This is a genomic window from Sphingorhabdus sp. (genome assembly GCF_035329025.1).
Taxonomy (GTDB): Bacteria; Pseudomonadota; Alphaproteobacteria; order Sphingomonadales; family Sphingomonadaceae; genus Sphingorhabdus_B.
On the sequence record NZ_DAOLHN010000008.1, the window covers coordinates 1 to 16,275 of the forward strand.

13 protein-coding genes and 1 pseudogene are annotated in these 16,275 nt (G+C 58.4%); 6 read left to right on the forward strand and 8 right to left on the reverse strand.

Features of this window, described 5'->3' with window-relative positions; all coding sequences use genetic code 11:
- The 3 genes and pseudogenes from PKC81_RS03260 to PKC81_RS03270 form a co-directional block, all read left to right on the forward strand.
- Positions 1 to 143 (forward strand): annotated as a pseudogene (locus tag PKC81_RS03260) (electron transfer flavoprotein subunit alpha/FixB family protein); the annotation flags it as partial.
- Positions 144 to 155: 12 nt separating this feature from the next.
- Positions 156 to 1,493, forward strand: a complete 1,338-nt coding sequence (locus tag PKC81_RS03265) for a DUF389 domain-containing protein (RefSeq protein WP_324333204.1) — start codon at positions 156 to 158, stop codon at positions 1,491 to 1,493.
- Positions 1,494 to 1,503: 10 nt separating this feature from the next.
- The gene (locus PKC81_RS03270; protein WP_324333205.1) at positions 1,504 to 2,283 is read left to right on the forward strand and encodes an enoyl-CoA hydratase; all 780 of its coding nucleotides are present in this window, start codon (positions 1,504 to 1,506) and stop codon (positions 2,281 to 2,283) included.
- On the opposite strand, the gene PKC81_RS03275 is transcribed toward PKC81_RS03270, so the two are convergent.
- The 4 genes from PKC81_RS03275 to PKC81_RS03290 all read right to left on the reverse strand — a co-directional run bounded on the left by PKC81_RS03275 (position 2,280) and on the right by PKC81_RS03290 (position 4,771).
- On the reverse strand, positions 2,280 to 3,344 hold the full coding sequence (locus PKC81_RS03275; protein WP_324333206.1) for a hypothetical protein: 1,065 nt from the start codon (positions 3,342 to 3,344) through the stop codon (positions 2,280 to 2,282). The two genes, PKC81_RS03270 and PKC81_RS03275, sit on opposite strands and share 4 nt — an antisense overlap.
- Positions 3,345 to 3,406: 62 nt before the next feature.
- Complete coding sequence (locus tag PKC81_RS03280) at positions 3,407 to 3,823, reverse strand: hypothetical protein (protein WP_324333207.1); 417 nt, start codon at positions 3,821 to 3,823, stop codon at positions 3,407 to 3,409.
- Positions 3,824 to 3,850: 27 nt separating this feature from the next.
- Complete coding sequence (locus PKC81_RS03285; RefSeq protein WP_324333208.1) at positions 3,851 to 4,237, reverse strand: hypothetical protein; 387 nt, start codon at positions 4,235 to 4,237, stop codon at positions 3,851 to 3,853.
- A 57-nt stretch (positions 4,238 to 4,294) separates the two neighbouring features.
- The gene (locus PKC81_RS03290) at positions 4,295 to 4,771 is read right to left on the reverse strand and encodes a helix-turn-helix transcriptional regulator (RefSeq protein ID WP_324333209.1); all 477 of its coding nucleotides are present in this window, start codon (positions 4,769 to 4,771) and stop codon (positions 4,295 to 4,297) included.
- A 107-nt stretch (positions 4,772 to 4,878) separates the two neighbouring features.
- Between PKC81_RS03290 and PKC81_RS03295 the strand changes: the two genes are divergently transcribed.
- The 3 genes from PKC81_RS03295 (at position 4,879) to PKC81_RS03305 (ending at position 9,315) form a co-directional block, all read left to right on the forward strand.
- On the forward strand, positions 4,879 to 5,082 hold the full coding sequence (locus PKC81_RS03295) for a DUF2093 domain-containing protein (protein ID WP_298597341.1): 204 nt from the start codon (positions 4,879 to 4,881) through the stop codon (positions 5,080 to 5,082).
- Positions 5,083 to 5,089: 7 nt separating this feature from the next.
- The gene (locus tag PKC81_RS03300) at positions 5,090 to 5,998 is read left to right on the forward strand and encodes a M23 family metallopeptidase (protein WP_324333210.1); all 909 of its coding nucleotides are present in this window, start codon (positions 5,090 to 5,092) and stop codon (positions 5,996 to 5,998) included.
- 245 nt (positions 5,999 to 6,243) lie between these two features.
- On the forward strand, positions 6,244 to 9,315 hold the full coding sequence (locus tag PKC81_RS03305; protein WP_324333211.1) for a TonB-dependent receptor: 3,072 nt from the start codon (positions 6,244 to 6,246) through the stop codon (positions 9,313 to 9,315).
- A gap of 172 nt (positions 9,316 to 9,487) precedes the next feature.
- Here the strand turns inward: PKC81_RS03305 and PKC81_RS03310 are convergent, their stop codons facing one another.
- From PKC81_RS03310 to PKC81_RS03325, 4 genes are all read right to left on the reverse strand, one after another.
- Positions 9,488 to 11,317 (reverse strand): putative 2OG-Fe(II) oxygenase, encoded by a 1,830-nt coding sequence (locus PKC81_RS03310; RefSeq protein WP_324333212.1) that lies wholly within the window; start codon positions 11,315 to 11,317, stop codon positions 9,488 to 9,490.
- Positions 11,318 to 11,328: 11 nt separating this feature from the next.
- Entirely contained in the window at positions 11,329 to 11,877 is a 549-nt protein-coding gene (locus PKC81_RS03315; protein ID WP_324333213.1) for a hypothetical protein, read from the reverse strand.
- A 57-nt stretch (positions 11,878 to 11,934) separates the two neighbouring features.
- The gene (clpB, locus tag PKC81_RS03320; protein WP_324333214.1) at positions 11,935 to 14,523 is read right to left on the reverse strand and encodes an ATP-dependent chaperone ClpB; all 2,589 of its coding nucleotides are present in this window, start codon (positions 14,521 to 14,523) and stop codon (positions 11,935 to 11,937) included.
- A 110-nt stretch (positions 14,524 to 14,633) separates the two neighbouring features.
- The gene (locus PKC81_RS03325; RefSeq protein WP_324333215.1) at positions 14,634 to 16,190 is read right to left on the reverse strand and encodes a leucyl aminopeptidase; all 1,557 of its coding nucleotides are present in this window, start codon (positions 16,188 to 16,190) and stop codon (positions 14,634 to 14,636) included.
- Positions 16,191 to 16,275 lie beyond the last annotated feature (85 nt).

Here is a 16,275-nt window from a genome sequence, read left to right on the forward strand (position 1 = left end):
TCCAGCACCTTGCGGGCATGAAGGATTCAAAGACCATCATCGCCATCAACAAGGATGAAGACGCCCCGATCTTCCAGGTCGCGGACATCGGCCTTGTCGGTGACCTCTTCAACGTGGTCCCGGAACTCACGAGCAAGCTCTGAGGTACGAAATCTATGGCGAGCCGGTCAGGAAAATCAGGATCGGACAGCGCAACCAATCATGCCGGGGCTGAACGCTCCGGCATTTTTGTTGATCTGTCCGCGCAGGAACGAACCGACGAAAGTCGTGCCCTAACTCTTGCCGGGGTTGCGCGCGATGCCCGACTCGACCGGCAGTTTCTGATCCTGATCGCGCTGGCCTCGGCAATTGCCACGCTTGGCTTGCTGCAAAGTTCGACAGCTGTGGTCATTGGCGCCATGCTGGTGTCGCCGCTGATGGGGCCAATCATGGGGGTCGGATTTGGCGTTGCCACCATCGATCTTGGGCTCATCCGAAGGTCTCTGGTGACGCTTGCCGCAGGTATGGCGTTGGCGGTGCTGGTGGCGATGTTTATCATCCTCATTTCGCCGATCCAGGATGTCACCCCCGAATTGCGCGCTCGCACACAGCCGACGTTGATGGATCTTGGCGTGGCAGTCGTCGGTGGCATAGCAGGAGCTATCGCCATCATCCGCAACATGAGCGGTGTCATGGTCGGCGTGGCGATTGCCACTGCGCTGGTGCCGCCTTTGGCAACGGTTGGCTTCGGCATTGTTACTGGCAGGGCAGATTTTGCCACTGGTGCCGCCTTGCTGTTCCTGACGAATACGCTCGCCATAGCCTTTGCGGCAACAATTGTCGCCCGCATCAACCGTTTCGGGCCATCGCTGACCCCGCAACATACGGCAGTGCAATTGGTCGGCATCATTGCCACCCTGGGCGTTCTGTCGATTCCGCTGGCGATCTCGCTCGACAATATCGGTCGCGAGGTGCGGGCGCGGGCGATCGTCCAATCCGAACTGGCAGGGCTGTTGCAACCCCGCGACCGGATCGAAAATTTGAATGTTAGCATTGTTGGTGACAATGTTTCGGTGGAAGGCGTGGTGCTGGTTGACAAATTCACACCATCGCTCGGCGACGATCTTGCCAAGGCGAGCGGGCAGCGCCTTGGTCGCGAAGTGCTTGTCGATATGGCACAGGTGAAACGACAGACGAATGCGGCGGAAGAGTCGCAGGATCAGCTTAACCGGCGCGTTAGCGCGCTTGAACAGCGTGACGCAGAGGTCGAGGCAATCCTCTCCAGTTTGACCGTCGGAGGTCTGATTGGACGCGAAAGCATTCTGATCGATGCGCAGGCGCGACGCGCCATCGTCAACCGCGATCGCGGTGCAGAAGCGGACGAAGTGGCTGCCGCGAAGGACCGCATCGTGGCTGAGGCACAATCACGTTTCCCGGGCTGGCTGCTGCAAAGCGCCAATCTTGAAGGTGCAACTGGCGCCAGCGAGCCAGCGCCTGAAGTGAATAATGAATGAGGAGCGTCGAATGGCACTGGTTTTAACCGAAATCGAAGATGGCATCGCCGTTGTCACACTCAATCGCCCGGAGGCGATGAATGCCTTGTCGCGGGCCTTGCGGGCGGAATTGGCGAAGGCGATGCGGGCTGTGGATGCCGACGACAGCGTCCGTTGCGTCATCCTGACCGGCGCAGGTGAGCGCGCCTTTACCGCTGGGCTGGATCTCAAGGAATTGGGTGCAGACACCAGCAATCTGGGCGCGGCCAATGCCGAAAGCGCCGACGAAAATCCGGTGAAAGCAATCGAGATTTGCCGCAAGCCAGTGATCGGTGCCATCAACGGGGTCGCCATCACGGGCGGGTTTGAGGTAGCGATCGCCTGCGACATCCTCATCGCCTCTACCAACGCCCGTTTTGCCGATACCCATGCCCGGGTTGGCATCATGCCCGGCTGGGGCTTGTCGCAAAAACTGTCGCGCACCATTGGCATTTCGCGTGCGAAGCAATTGTCGTTCAGCGGCAACTTCCTTGATGCCGAAACCGCCGCTGACTGGGGCTTGGTCAATTTTGTCGTGCCTGCAAATGAACTGATGACCCACGCCAAGGCGCTTGCCCGCGATATCGCATCGGTCGATCCGGTGATGGTGCAAACCTATAAGCGCATCATCGACGATGGCTATGCGCTACCCTTTGGCGAAGCGATGGCGCATGAGGCACGCGTATCGACCGCCGCCAATGGTAAGGTGAGCGCCGACGAGGTTGAGGCGCGCCGCATGGCTGTAATCGAACGCGGTCGGACGCAGGGCTAAAAGTCTGTCGCGACGGTCAGGGCCAGGCCATCGACCGGCGCCGCATTGCCGACCACGCGTTTCCGCCAATCGAGTTGCAAAGTGAAGTCGGCGAAACGGTTGTCGACCTGGGCAGACAGCGTCGGCCCGATGTCGGCCCGATAGGCGCCTTTTTGGCCACCCACCCATGCCCCGGCCCCAATCCGGACCGGGATGCCAAGTGGTTTGGCCAGCGGATGCTGCACCCGCGCCTGAGCATCGGCAAACGGGCTGGATATGCCGCCCAGTGAATAGCCCGCTTGCCCATAGGTATCGAGTGTCAGCTTCCCAATCAGCGGTACGCGATCAACACCGCCCGCTATATAGGCTGCGAAACCATCGGCCCCGTAGAAACGGAAACGGCGCTCGACCGATAGCGATACCGGCCATTTCCTGTCAGGCTGCCACCTTGCCCCGACGGCAACTTCCTGTTGCAGTCCGTCCGGCGTGCCCGAAGCGCGCACCAGCAATGCCGGCCCTTTTCCTGCGCTGCCGAGTGGGTCCCAGGTCGCAATCGCGCCATATTGGCTGCCGCCATATTGTGCTTGGGGGGCAAGCGCCGCGCCAGCACTGCCCTGCCGCCAGAAATTATAGCTGTAAAACTGCAGTCGCCGTTGTTTGGGCAAAGCGGCGTAGGGTTGAGCTTTTGCCTGCGCCTGGGCAGTAGCCGGAAGGGCGGTGAGCTGAAACGATCCGGTTTCCGGTAAACCGGTGTAGGGCGCCGGCCTATGGGCAAGTGCAAGGGAAGGATCTGCCCTGCCAGCAGAAAAAGCATGCCGCGCGTGCCGATGCATCCCGGCATATAGAAAGCGGGGCGGCATTGGCAGATATTGAGGCGGGGCTGTTGGATAGTTCGGAACCGGCATCGGGCAGGCGACGCCAATCGATGGCAGCCCCCCTCCTGCCGTTCGCGTCTCTGCGGGCAGGGCGGGCTCCGCAATCGATGCGGGAGGCGATGCAGACAGGCTGATACTGCGACCGACAATCCAGCCTGCGATGAGCAGACCGGGATAGATAAGGGCACGCCCCTTGAAACCCGGCATGGCGGGGGTCCTTTCAGGATGAGTGGGGACTGTTCCGTGAGCGGAGACTGGAAGTTGGCGTTTCAGCCCATCGCTTCAGAAGGTCTTCGCTGGTTTTGCAGCGATGCAAAGAGGATCAATAGCAGCGTCGGGTAAGCCAGATACATAGTCATCAATGCATAAGGTGCAGGCAAGATGTCATCGAATAAAGCCCTTTGCAGGTGCACGAGCACCGCGACCAGTTGCCAGCCGGTGACCCAATAGGGCCAATAGCGGCGACTGTGGATCGCCAGCCACCAGAAACTGGCAAGGACCAGCAGGTCGATGACAAGAAGCTGGATGATCAGTCCGCTCCAGTTTGCGTTGAGTGCGGTGAGCGTCGATGCGAGCGAACCCGCCAACGCTGTCACCGCACCCCAACGCTCGCTTCGTGCACCTCTCCAGAAGGCTGCGGCTAGGGTGGCAGCAAGGACGATGTAATACAGAAGTTTGTGATCCATCGTCCTTACCGCTCTGCTCGCTGCGCCTCAGGCGGCTACGCCTGCGGCCAATCCCGTTGGCGATTCTGATCCATTCTGATTGAGCGGCAACGGCACAACATGGCTACCGCTTGGCGGCTTGTTCAAGCCGGCCCCGAACATGCGCGCACCCAGGCCGACCTGCTTTTGCGTTTCGCCCAGCGCCTGATGCGCCTCGGTCATCATCTGGCGGACCTGACCGGCCGCCGCCACTGCCTGCGTGACCTTTGCGACAGCTTCCTGTCCGACGATCGCAGACATATTGGTATCAATTCGTGCAATCGGTAGCGTTGCTGCCAGCTGGGCAATTTTGACAATGGCCTGATCGATGGCGTGTTCGGCATCATGCAATTCGGCTGCAATACGCTCTGCAGCAACTAGGCGTTCTTTGAGCATTTCCTATTCCCTGTTGGTCTCTATGCCGCCTCGCGGGCGGCGAAATTATTGACCCGGTCAAGTAAGCATGGCCCCCAGACCGAGAAGGACGGCGTAGAGCGCGGCGAAGGCCATGATCGTTCCGAAGGCAATCAGTATCGGCCATAAAATCCGCTCTCTCAGGCCATGCGTGTTGGTTGGCCTGGCCCTGGTCGGAAAGGGGTAGCCGATGCTGAGCGCACCTAACTCGACCCTTCCGGCCGGGGCAGCCTGCTCATCGGCTGCAATTCTGCCCTCTACCAGCTCCGAAGACTGATATATCAAAGGTTGATATGTCGAAGGCTGTACTTCTCCCGCCACCAGCCGGGCCGCTTCGATTCGCGAATTCACACCGAGGATGCGGATCGCCCGCCGCAAGCGCTCGTCGACGGTATGGGGCGACACGCCCATGATTCGGGCAATTTCCTTGGAACTTCGATGCGCGTAAACATGCTGCAAGGTTTCCACCTGTGCAGCCGATAGTTTCTCTATGCCAAGACCCCTGCTTTCGCCCACAGTTCTAAAATAGCGTAAATCCTATCCGGCCTGCCATATAATTATGGTTAGAATCCAATTGCCGCGCGGCAGTTGCCGAAATCCTGCTTTTGCGCCATATTGGCTCCATGTTGATGATGAACCGCAATAAACAGGCCAAATTGCATTATATGGCCAACGGATTTCGTATGTTGTCGAGCGGAGACCATGTGGTCTGTGCCGTCACGGGCGAAACGATTTCGCTTGATGAGTTGCGTTATTGGAGCGTCTCACGGCAGGAGCCTTATGCGAGCGCCGAGATTTCCGTGAAAGCGGCGCTCGCACAGCGATAAGTGTTCGATGAACCTCGCTCGTTCGTCTGTTTCGCTGCTTGCCTTTGCCGCGCTCATGACGTGCACGGCAATACCACCACAGGCCGCCGCGCCTTTGCCAAGCCCGCCAACGCCTGCTGCCGCGGTAATCGAAAATCAAACGCCGGTCGCAAGTAATCGCGAACGGTTCTGGCTCGCACGCGATCCTGTGCAGGGTTCCGTTAGTGTGGCGCGGGCACCATCTGGAGCCATAAGCGTTTTGTTCAATGGAAAGCAGATGCCGCTGACAGCGGATGGCTTTTTCCTCATCGGCTTTGACCGCGATTCTGAAAACAGTGCAAGTCTGGTGGCCACTCTGGCGGACGGACGGCGTGTCGAGCAATATTTGCCCGTCAAACCCGGAAACTGGCAAATTCAGCATGTGAACGCCAATCCGCTGGGCGGCGCCAAAACCACTGCCGAATTTCAGGCAAGGCGGGGGCCTGAACTTGCGCGAATCAATGCCGCACGCGCAAGGGCTGTGGAGAGCGATGGCTGGCGGCAGGATTTCGTCTGGCCATTACGGGGCCGGATATCGGGGCGTTTCGGAGCGCAGCGAATCTACAATGGCAGCCCCGGCAGCTATCATAGCGGCCTCGATATCGCGATGCCTGCCGGCACGCCATTTGTCGCACCTGCCGATGGTGTCGTCGTGCTGGCAGCAAAAGATGCCTTTACGCTGGAGGGGCATTTGCTGATGATCGACCATGGAATGGGCCTGAACAGCGCTTTTCTGCATTGTTCCGAGTTGTTGGTCGAAGAGGGTCAGCATGTCCGCCAGGGGCAGGTAATCGGCAAAGTTGGCGCGACGGGTAGAGCGAGTGGCCCGCATTTGCATTGGGGTATGAAGTGGAACGCTGCCCGGGTCGATCCTTTGAACTTGCTAACAACTATTTAATCGCATCGCGCCCGTTTGCCAATCTGTTGCAAAATAGTGACAGCCACCCACAAAACTAAGTGTTCTTGCGACATTTTCTTTGCCCTGCCCGACGTTTTGTTCCAACACCCTAGGCAATCTGGTGTTTTGCGCGGGTGAGGTGCGTCCTCTTTCCGTGCAGGCCAACAGAGAAGTCGAAACCGGCAAGGTCGGCTCTTCAAATGGGAGGGGAGGCCAATGCCAATTCAGATTAAGGGGCTGGAAACGTGAAAAACACACGTATTAGCAAATTCAAATATGCGACCGCGCCGCTTGCGCTCGGTCTCGCGCTGATTTCGACGCCGTCGTTCGCACAGGACGAAGCGGCTGAGGAAGAAGCAGGCGAAGCCATCATCGTTACCGGTTCGCGCATTGCGCGTCCGAACATCGAAGCGGCAAGCCCGGTTACCGTTGTCAGCGCCGAACAGGTTGCTTTGACCGGTACCACCACCGTTGAAACGCTTCTGAACGAATTGCCGCAGGTTGTTGCCGGTAATACCCGCGTTTCGAACAACTCGGGCGGTGAAAACTTCTCGACCATCGACCTTCGCGGTCTTGGACCCGGCCGTACCCTCATCCTTCTGAATGGTGAGCGTCTGCCGGCTTCGACCACCACGGGCGTGACCGACGTGTCGCAGATCCCGACCGGCCTGATCGAGCGTATCGACGTGGTGACCGGCGGTGCATCGGCCGTTTACGGTTCGGATGCTATCGCAGGGGTTGTCAACTTCATCCTGAAGAAGGACTTTGAAGGCGTCGAACTCGTTGGTCAGACCAGCCTTTCGGAAGACGGTACCGGTTTCGGTTTCAACGTGTCGGGCCTCGTTGGCGGCAACTTTGCCGACGGCAAGGGCAACCTGACCGTTTATGGCTCGTTCACCGATCGTAGCTCGGTTAGCCAGTCGCGTTACAATTACAGCCGCGTATCAGGCGCGCTTCTGTTCGATCCGAATGTTGATGTCGGCACGGGCTATCCTGCTCGCACCGTAACCGATCCTTCGCAGATCGCCACGCTGTTCCCGGATGGGTTTGGTATCGCTGCTGGCGGTGGTTCGGCCACTCCCCCTTGGGGCACTATTGCCGCATCGACGCTGGCCGGTACGCAGTTCCGCAATCTGTCGACTCTCTTGCCGTCGACCTTTGCCGGCGCCAATACCGATTGTAACACCGCAACTGCGGGCGTAAACGTTGGTTCGACAGGTACGGTATCGTTCAACGATGCGCGCCAGCTTTCTCCTCTGGCAAGTGGAGGTTTCTGCACGATTCCGATCCGTGGAAATGGTTCGTCGCGTTATAACTTTGCGCCGCAGAACTATCTGATCACGCCTTATGACCGTCTGACGCTGACGGCCACTGGTCGTTACGAGTTTGACGACAAGACCCGTCTCAACGTCTACACCTCGTTCACCAACGCCAACCAGCAGGTCAATCTGGCTCCGACTCCGGCGACCGGCATTGTGGTAACCACCGCAGCGCCCTTCATCCCGGCTGATCTGGCTGCTGCACTTGCTGCCCGCACCTATTTTGCTCGTACGGCTGGCGTAGGCGCAAGCGGCACGGCATTTGACGCAGGCCGCTTCACCTCGGCTGCTGCATGCCGCACCGTTGGCGACACTGCCAATGATGCACCGGCTGCAAACTGCGTAGAAACTTCGGCTGCAAACGAACCGTTCGTTATCAACCGTCGCTTCTCTGAAACCGGTCCGCGCGATGGTCGTTTCAAGACCAATGCGGTCAATGTTCGTGCTATTCTCGAACATGATCTGAGCGACAACTGGCAAGTCAACGGCGTGTTCAGCTATGGTCGCGTCGACAACTCGCTTCGCGGTATCGGCAACATCAACCGTACCGCCGTTGCACAGGGTCTGCTCAGCTGCCCAGCCGGTTCGCTTCCGGGTTGCGTTCCCATCAACCTCTTTGGTGCAGATACGCTCACGCCGGCGATGCTCAGCTTTGTTCGCGTCGATACGCAGCAAACCGAGGCATTCGAACAGGTTCGTGCCGCAGTCAACCTCACTGGTTCGCTCGGTGAACTTCCTGGTGGCCCGATCGGTATCGCCGCTGGTGCGGAATATCGCAAGGACAGCGGTGAAGGCATTGTTGACGATGCCCAGCGCACCGGCGACATCTATGGCTTCAACGCAGTTCAGAGCCTTGCCGGTTCGATCAGTGTGAAGGAAGTCTACGGCGAAATCCGTTTGCCGATCCTCGACATGTTGTCGGTCGGTGCCGGTGCTCGCTATTCTGACTATTCGTCGGTTGGCGGCCTGTTCAACTGGAAGGCTGAAGCGGAATTGACCCCGGTCGATTTCCTGAAGCTTCGCGCTTCGTACAACCGTGCGGCTCGTGCGCCCAACGTCTTCGAACTGTTCCAGAATGGTGACCAGGGCTTCCCGTCCTATGTTGATCCTTGCAACGATACGGCTGCTCGTTCTGCGGCAGTTCTTGCTCGTTGCGTAGCCGGAGCTCCGGGTGCAAACTTCACCGGTTTTGCGCAGGCTAACGGTCAGGTACAGGCCTTCGCATTCGGCAACCCGAATCTTTCGGAAGAAAAAGCTGAAACCTGGACTGCAGGTGCAGTGCTCAACTTTGACAATGTTGTAGGTGGTGCGCTCACGCTGACCGCTGACTATTACAACATCAAGTTGACCAACCGCGTTGCAGGCTTGGGTGCTGGCTTCTTCATCGCCGGTTGCTACAATGGCGGTGACGCGGCCTCATGCGCTCGCATCGTACGCGATCCGGGTACTGGTCAGATCACCAGCGTAGATACCACGGTTACCAACAGCGCAACTCCGCTGAAAACCTCGGGTGTTGACGTTGGCCTCGACTGGTCGGTCGAAGCTCTGGGCGGTCGCTTCAGCCTGTCGAACGTGTTCACCTATGTTGACTCTTACAAGATTGGTACAACAGAGTACTCCGATACGGTTTTCTCTGGTATCGGTGGCGTAACGATCAAGTACGGCAACGCGTTGACGGCTGGTTTCCGCAAGGACGGTACAACCGTGCAACTCCGTCACGTTTGGAAGAAGGGTGGACGCCAAAACTTTGCTGGTGCAGAGCTTGAAGGCTTCTTCCCCGACAGCGCTCGTATTCCCGATCTCAACCTGCTCAACTTGTCGCTGCGTCAGCAGATCGGTGACAATTTTGAGTTTACGGCGATCGTGAACAACCTGCTCAACAAGTATCCGCCCGTCACGGCGACCGGTTACTTTGAACAGGCAAACACGAACATCAGCTTCTACGATCCCTATGCACTGGGTCGTAACTACACCATCCAGGCACGCGTTAAGTTCTAATCGAACCTGACAATGCCAGAACGGAACGGCGGGGTTTTGTGCCCCGCCGTTTTCGTTTGTGCACTTGGGGCAGGCCGGTTCGTCGCAGAGCTTGACCGACAGCAGCAAAGTTCGCGGCCCGCATCTGCAAGTCGCGGCACCACGATGGCCGGTTTGGAAACCAAAACCAATTTCAGGCGTTAAACGGCACCATATCAAAGGCTGCGGTCAACCGCGTGTCAGTACCGGAAAAGGGTATTGTGCCATGCCACATATAGGATGGGAATAATGCCAAAGTTCCTGTCTTGGGGATTATAATCCTGCGGGGCGGATGGTTGAGCCCAAAGATTGCCGGGGGTTCACCAAAACCAATGCATCCCTCCCGCTTTTCGGTCGCATTGTCCATAATTGACGGCAGCTGCGCATAATAGGCAGAACTAATCCATCCTTGGCTGTGAAAATGCGGGACATGAAATCCGCCGGGTCTGAGCTTTACCGACCACGATCCGGAAAAGCGGATAGCGGTGCCTTTGCGCTTCAGAAAGGGGTGGTCGCTTGCATCGGGCAATTGGTTGACCCAATTGTTTATTGCGACGGTCAAGGCCAGTTTCAAACGGGCGATCATGGGATCGCGGCGATCAAATAAGGACCCTGACGTTTGCGTTCCGTTACGGAGCGACTGATCCCCCGGCTCATATTGGGTCTGATGTAGCGCGGCCAAGGTTTCAGCCACAGCATGTGCGAATCCGGCCGAGCCATCGAAACCTTCCGCTTCAACCTCAATCGGTTGTACCAGTCTCTCATAATCGCACAGCCAGAATTCGCGCTCGTCGTTCAACATACGCCATGCTGTCGCAAGATAGGCCCAAGCTGCCTGATTGAGTGGTACCACGTGAGTCAATATCGTGGCTTGTTGTTCAGCCAACTTGCCGTCACCAGCCTTGATCGCCACCTGCACCAGAAATTCGCGAAAGCTTGCCGCGTCTGAATCGACAAGGTCCTTCAATGGACCGAGCTCATCACTTGCATTGCCTCCCATCGCACGCGAAAAATGTCGGATTGCCCGTATCGCCGGGTCGTTGGCTAGGTATGAAAGCGCTTCGGTCGCAATCTCGTCCGCTTCCGAATAGCGGTTGTGGCCAAGCGTCGCGAACAACCAACGCAACCAACCGTCCGCTTCTCCGGGCCGCGACCTTGCATAGCTTGCCCAATGCGCAAAGGGATTTTCGGGCCGTTCATATTCCACCAATATCCGCGTCAATCCCAGCGATGCCTCGTCATGATCTGGTGCCGCCGACAACACCTGCTGATAGCGCAAGATTGCTCCATCAATGTCGCCGCATTCCAATTCAGCTGCCGCGAGACAGCAATGCGTCGGAATATCGTTTAAACCAAGATTGATTGCCTGCTGAAACTCCGCCCGTGCCGACTCAAATTCCCCTGCTGCCATCAAGGCCGCGCCATGATTTTTCCGGGTTAGTGCCCGATTTGGTTCGGCTTGGATTGCGGCTTCGAACATTGGCAATGCTGATGGTATTTCGCCGCAATTTTTGAGCGCAAGGGCCTTGATACCTATCAATCGCGCATTACCGGGAAACATGCCTAAGCCGTTTTCCGCCATCTCTGCTGCTAATGCGAAGTCACCAGCGTCATTTGCCGTCAACGCGAAGTTTATGTAACCATCCAGCGACTTGCGATCATGTTTGAGTAGAGATCTGAAAGCGGAAAGCGCTTCGTCAAACCTCCCGTTGGCCGCCAGGCTGTTGGCATGGATGTTCCAGACACGGACGTCAGTCGGTGCCAGTCGATGAGCTGCGGCAAAGCATCGCTCAGCCTCGTCTCCAAGCTCGCCCGCCCGCGCGACAAAGCCCATGAGCATCAACGTATCCAGATGCTGCGGTGGGCGAGTGTAGAGCGTGTGCAACTCCCGCAACGCTGCGGATATATTTCCGGCATTGAACATACGAGCCGCCGAAGCGGCACGAATCTGCCAGTCTGGAGGGGGTGGCAATAAGCTGGCCATAGGACCGGATGTCAGTCAATCCGGCGTTTGATCCGGAACGATGGCCGGCCTTCCACCGAACCGGTATAGCTGCCCATTGCCGCGCGCTTGATCACGATTTTATGCCCGGCTTTGGGTGTAATACCCGGATAGCGATCTTCGGTCTGCGCCCAGACCGCACCATCCTCGAGCGTGAATACATAGCCTGTGGAACTGGAGCGAACGGACTTGATCACTGCCTCGATCTGCTTGATGATGTCTTCGTCTGCGTCATCCTCATCATCGCCACCGAAAATGCCAAGATCAGGAAGCGCCAAGCCGAACAGGCCACGGCGGCTCTTTTTCACCTCTTCCTTGTCGGCAATGTAAAGCTGCTTGCTCTGCTGAGCCGATTCCAGCGAAGCGACCTTGCTGTCATAACAAGCAAGCCTCTCGGCATCCGCCGCTATCTTGCGGCAATCAACCACATCCTGGAAAATTTTTGGCGCAACTTTGGCTTCATCCTTGTCCTTTGCACCAGCCGGAACAGTGGCAAGGACCAAGGCAAAGGTTGCAATTGAAACAGCGCGCAATCTCGACATGTCGATCTCCCTCTTCAGGAAACTTTATGCCAGCAGATTGCGCGCTGCGTCAAACGTTCACTTGGATGATTTGACGGAGAATTTCAGAGCGCCGTCACCTTCCTCTATCTTCAGCGTTGATCCATCGGGGACTTCGCCTCTAAGAATCAGATCGGCTAGCGGATCTTGCAAATGGCGCTGGATCGCACGCTTCAGCGGCCGGGCGCCGTAAACCGGGTCGTAACCGACGCGGCCCAGCCAGCCTTTCGCACCATCGCTGAGTTCGATAATGATTTTGCGATCCTTGAGCAGTTTTTGCACACGGCCGACCTGGATGTCGACAATCGGTGCCATATGCTGCGCGGCCAAGCGATGGAACAGGATGATCTCGTCGAGCCGGTTGAGGAATTCCGGGCGGAAATGTGCGCGGACGACTTCCATCACCTGCGGCTCGGCCTTCTCGACATCCTCATCATCGCCCAGTGCTGCCAGATACTGGCTGCCGAGGTTCGATGTCAGGATGATCAACGTGTTCGAGAAATCGACCACGCGGCCCTGACCGTCGGTCAGGCGACCATCGTCCAGCACCTGCAGCAGCACATTGAAGACATCGCTGTGCGCCTTTTCAACCTCGTCGAACAACACCACCTGGTAAGGGCGGCGGCGCACGGCTTCGGTGAGCACACCGCCTTCATCATAACCGACATAGCCCGGAGGGGCGCCGATTAGGCGCGACACGCTGTGCTTCTCCATGAACTCGCTCATGTCGATACGCACCATCGCATTGTCATCGTCGAACAGATATTGGGCGAGCGCCTTGGTCAGCTCGGTTTTGCCGACGCCGGTGGGGCCCAGGAACAGGAAGCTGCCGAGCGGGCGGTTCGGATCCTGCAGGCCAGCGCGTGAACGGCGCACCGCCTTGGACACGGCCAAGACCGCATCCTTCTGCCCGATGACGCGTGCGCCGAGCCATTCTTCCATTTTGAGCAGCTTTTCGCGCTCGCCTTCCATCATCTTGTCAACCGGAATGCCGGTCCAGCGGCTGACGACCGAGGCGATATCCTCGCTCGTCACTTCCTCGCGCAGCATCGCATTGCCAGCGGCAGCTTCGGCATCGGCCAGTTGCTTTTCGAGGCCTGGGATCGTGCCATATTGCAGTTCACCCGCTTTGGCCAAATCGCCGTTGCGCTGCGCCTGCTCCAGCTCAATGCGGGCATGGTCGAGCGCTTCCTTGATCTTCGATTCGGCCGAAATCTTTTCCTTTTCCGCCATCCAGCGGGTGGTGAGTTCGGTCGACTGTTGTTCGAGATTGGCAAGGTCGGCTTCGAGCGTAGCCAACCGGTCTTTCGAGGCAGCGTCACTTTCCTTTTTCAGCGCCTCACGCTCGATTTGCAGCTGCATGATGCGGCGGTCGAGATTTTCAATTTCCTCGGGCTTGGATTCGACCTCCATGCGCAGGCGCGAGGCAGCCTCGTCCATCAGGTCGATCGCCTTGTCGGGCAGGAAGCGGTCCGAAATATAGCGGTGCGACAGCGTTGCCGCACTCACCAGCGCGCCATCCGTTATGCGAACGCCGTGGTGCAGCTCGTACTTCTCTTTCAGGCCGCGCAGGATCGAGATTGTATCCTCGACCGTCGGTTCACCGACAAATACGGGCTGGAAGCGGCGCTGGAGCGCGGCGTCTTTTTCGACATGCTTCTGATATTCGTCGAGCGTGGTTGCGCCAATGCAGTGCAGTTCGCCGCGGGCCAGAGCGGGCTTCAAAAGGTTGGAGGCGTCCATCGCACCCTCCCCCTTGCCCGCGCCGATCAGCGTGTGCATTTCATCGATGAACAGGATGATGTCACCCTCGGCCTGTTTGACCTCGTCGAGCACACCTTTCAGCCGCTCTTCAAATTCGCCGCGATATTTGGCGCCTGCAATCAGGCTACCCATGTCGAGCGACATCAATTTGCGATTCTTCAGGCTGTCGGGCACGTCGCCATTGGCGATGCGTAGCGCGAGGCCTTCGGCAATCGCCGTTTTGCCGACGCCGGGCTCGCCGATCAGGACAGGGTTGTTCTTGGTGCGGCGGGCCAGGATCTGCACAGTCCGGCGGATTTCCTCATCGCGGCCGATGACGGGGTCGAGCTTGCCTTCGCGGGCAACCTCGGTGAGGTCGCGGGCGAATTTTTTGAGCGCGTCATATCGGTCTTCGGCGCTTTGCGTGTCAGCGGTGCGACCCCCGCGCAAATCATTGATTGCGGCGTTGAGGGCCTCTGCCTTGACGCCTGCAGCCGCCAGTGCCTTGCCTGCGGCATTGGCCGTCCCCAGCGTCAGCGCGAGCAACAGACGCTCGACCGTCACATAGGAATCGCCAGCCTTCTGCGCGACTTGTTCAGCAGAATCGAGCACGCGGACGCTATCATTGTCGAGGCCGGGTGTCTGTTGGGCGCCACCGCCGGACACCGCGGGTATCTTGGCCAGCGCCGCATCGGTTTCGCGCAGGGCTGTGGCGGAGTCGCCGCCTGCCGCCTTAATCAGGCCCGATGCCATGCCCTGTTCGTCCTCAAGCAGTGCTTTCAGCAGATGCTCCGGCGAAATCCGCTGATGGTTCATGCGGATGGCAACGGTCTGGGCCGACTGCAGGAAACCTTTTGCGCGGTCGGTAAATTTCTCGAGATTCATATCCCTCGTCCCTTGTGTCTCAGCGCTTCCCCAAAACCAATTTAGGAAGCCTCAGGCAAAGATGTAATGTTGCATTTTTGCAACACAAGGGACGCGAGCGTGATTTTTTGTTAGCGTTTCCAGTTGCGGACAAACTCGTCGAGGATGCGCACACCCCAGCCCGATGCACCTTTCGGGGTCACATCGTCGCTGCTGTCGGCCCAGTTCACCCCTGCGATATCCAGATGCGCCCAAGGTGTGGCGGGATCGACGAAGAAACCGATGAAGGCGGCACCAAGGCTCGCGCCCGGACGCCCGCCTTCCGCCGAATTCTTGATATCGGCGATGTCAGATTTCATGGTCTTGGTGTGGTTGGGGTGCAATGGCAGCCGCCACACTTCTTCACCGACAGCTTTGCCGGCTGCGGTCATTTGCGCAGCGATCGCGTCATCGCGTGTCAGCAGGCCTGCATATTCGTAACCAAGAGCATTGCCGACCGCACCGGTCAGCGTGGCGATATTCACAAGCGCAGCGGGCTTGTGGTTGGCGATGACATATTCATTGGCATCGGCGAGCACGAGGCGTCCTTCAGCATCGGTGTTCATCACCTCAATCGTCTTGCCGCTATACGTGCGCACCACATCGCCCGGACGTTGCGCATTGCCACCTGGCATGTTCTCGGCGAGTGCAGCCACTGCCAGCACATTCACATTAGCGCGCGATTTGGCGAGCGAGAGGACTGCGCCCATGGTGGAGGCGGCACCTGCCATGTCGGATTTCATTTCCCACATGCCCGCATTGGGTTTGATCGAAATGCCGCCGCTGTCGAAGGTGATGCCCTTGCCCACCAAGGCGATGGGGGCGCCGTTGCCGCCACGATATTCGACGAGCATCAGGCGGGGCGGACGGCGCGAGCCTTGGCCTACACCTGCCAGCGTGCCCATGCCGAGGCGACGCATCGTGGCTTCATCGAGCACTTCGATCTTGACGCCCGGTACGCCTGCAAAGGCTTCGCGCACGCGGGCGACGAAACTTTCGGGGTAGATGACATTGGCGGGTTCGGTGGAAAGATCGCGGGTCAGCGTAACGCCTTCTGCCAGCGCTGCCCCACGTGACTTCCATTCGGCTTCGGCGCTGCGGACATCTCCCACAATGATGGTGGCTGGCTGGGTGGATGGCACCGACTTGCCAACTGTCCTGTACCGGTCAAACCGATATTGGCCGAGGCTGTAGCCGAGAGCGACGGTAGCCGCTTCATCGCTGGCCGCACCGACGATGCTCACCGGATGCGCTTCATCGCGCATCGCCTGCGCGATGCGCCCGCCGGCCCGGCGCAGCCGGTCTGCGACATCGCCATCACCGGCCATGCCGACCAGATCGATACGCGCATGGCGACCAATTCCGCGTAACGTCAGATCACTGCCGTCCTTGCCATCGAACTTCGCATTGGCGATTGCCGCCTTGACGCTGGCTTCAGCCGCGCTGCCAAGCACGCCCGTTGGCAGATCGGCATTTCGCATCAGTATCACGAGCACGCCATCATCGGCAGCGCGGTTTGCGAAGGTAATTGGACGCGCCTGCGAATTGGCTACGGTGGAGGGTTCGATACCCGATCCGGCCGACACGCCCTGTGCCAAGGCAGGCACGCTGGCGGTAGCGAGGATAAGAGCGAACAAGTAACGGCGCATGGGTGAACTTTCCTTTCCCTGAATCTTCTATATGCAACGCCCATAGGCAAAGTCACATCAGTGACAAGATAGCATCGACAAAGGG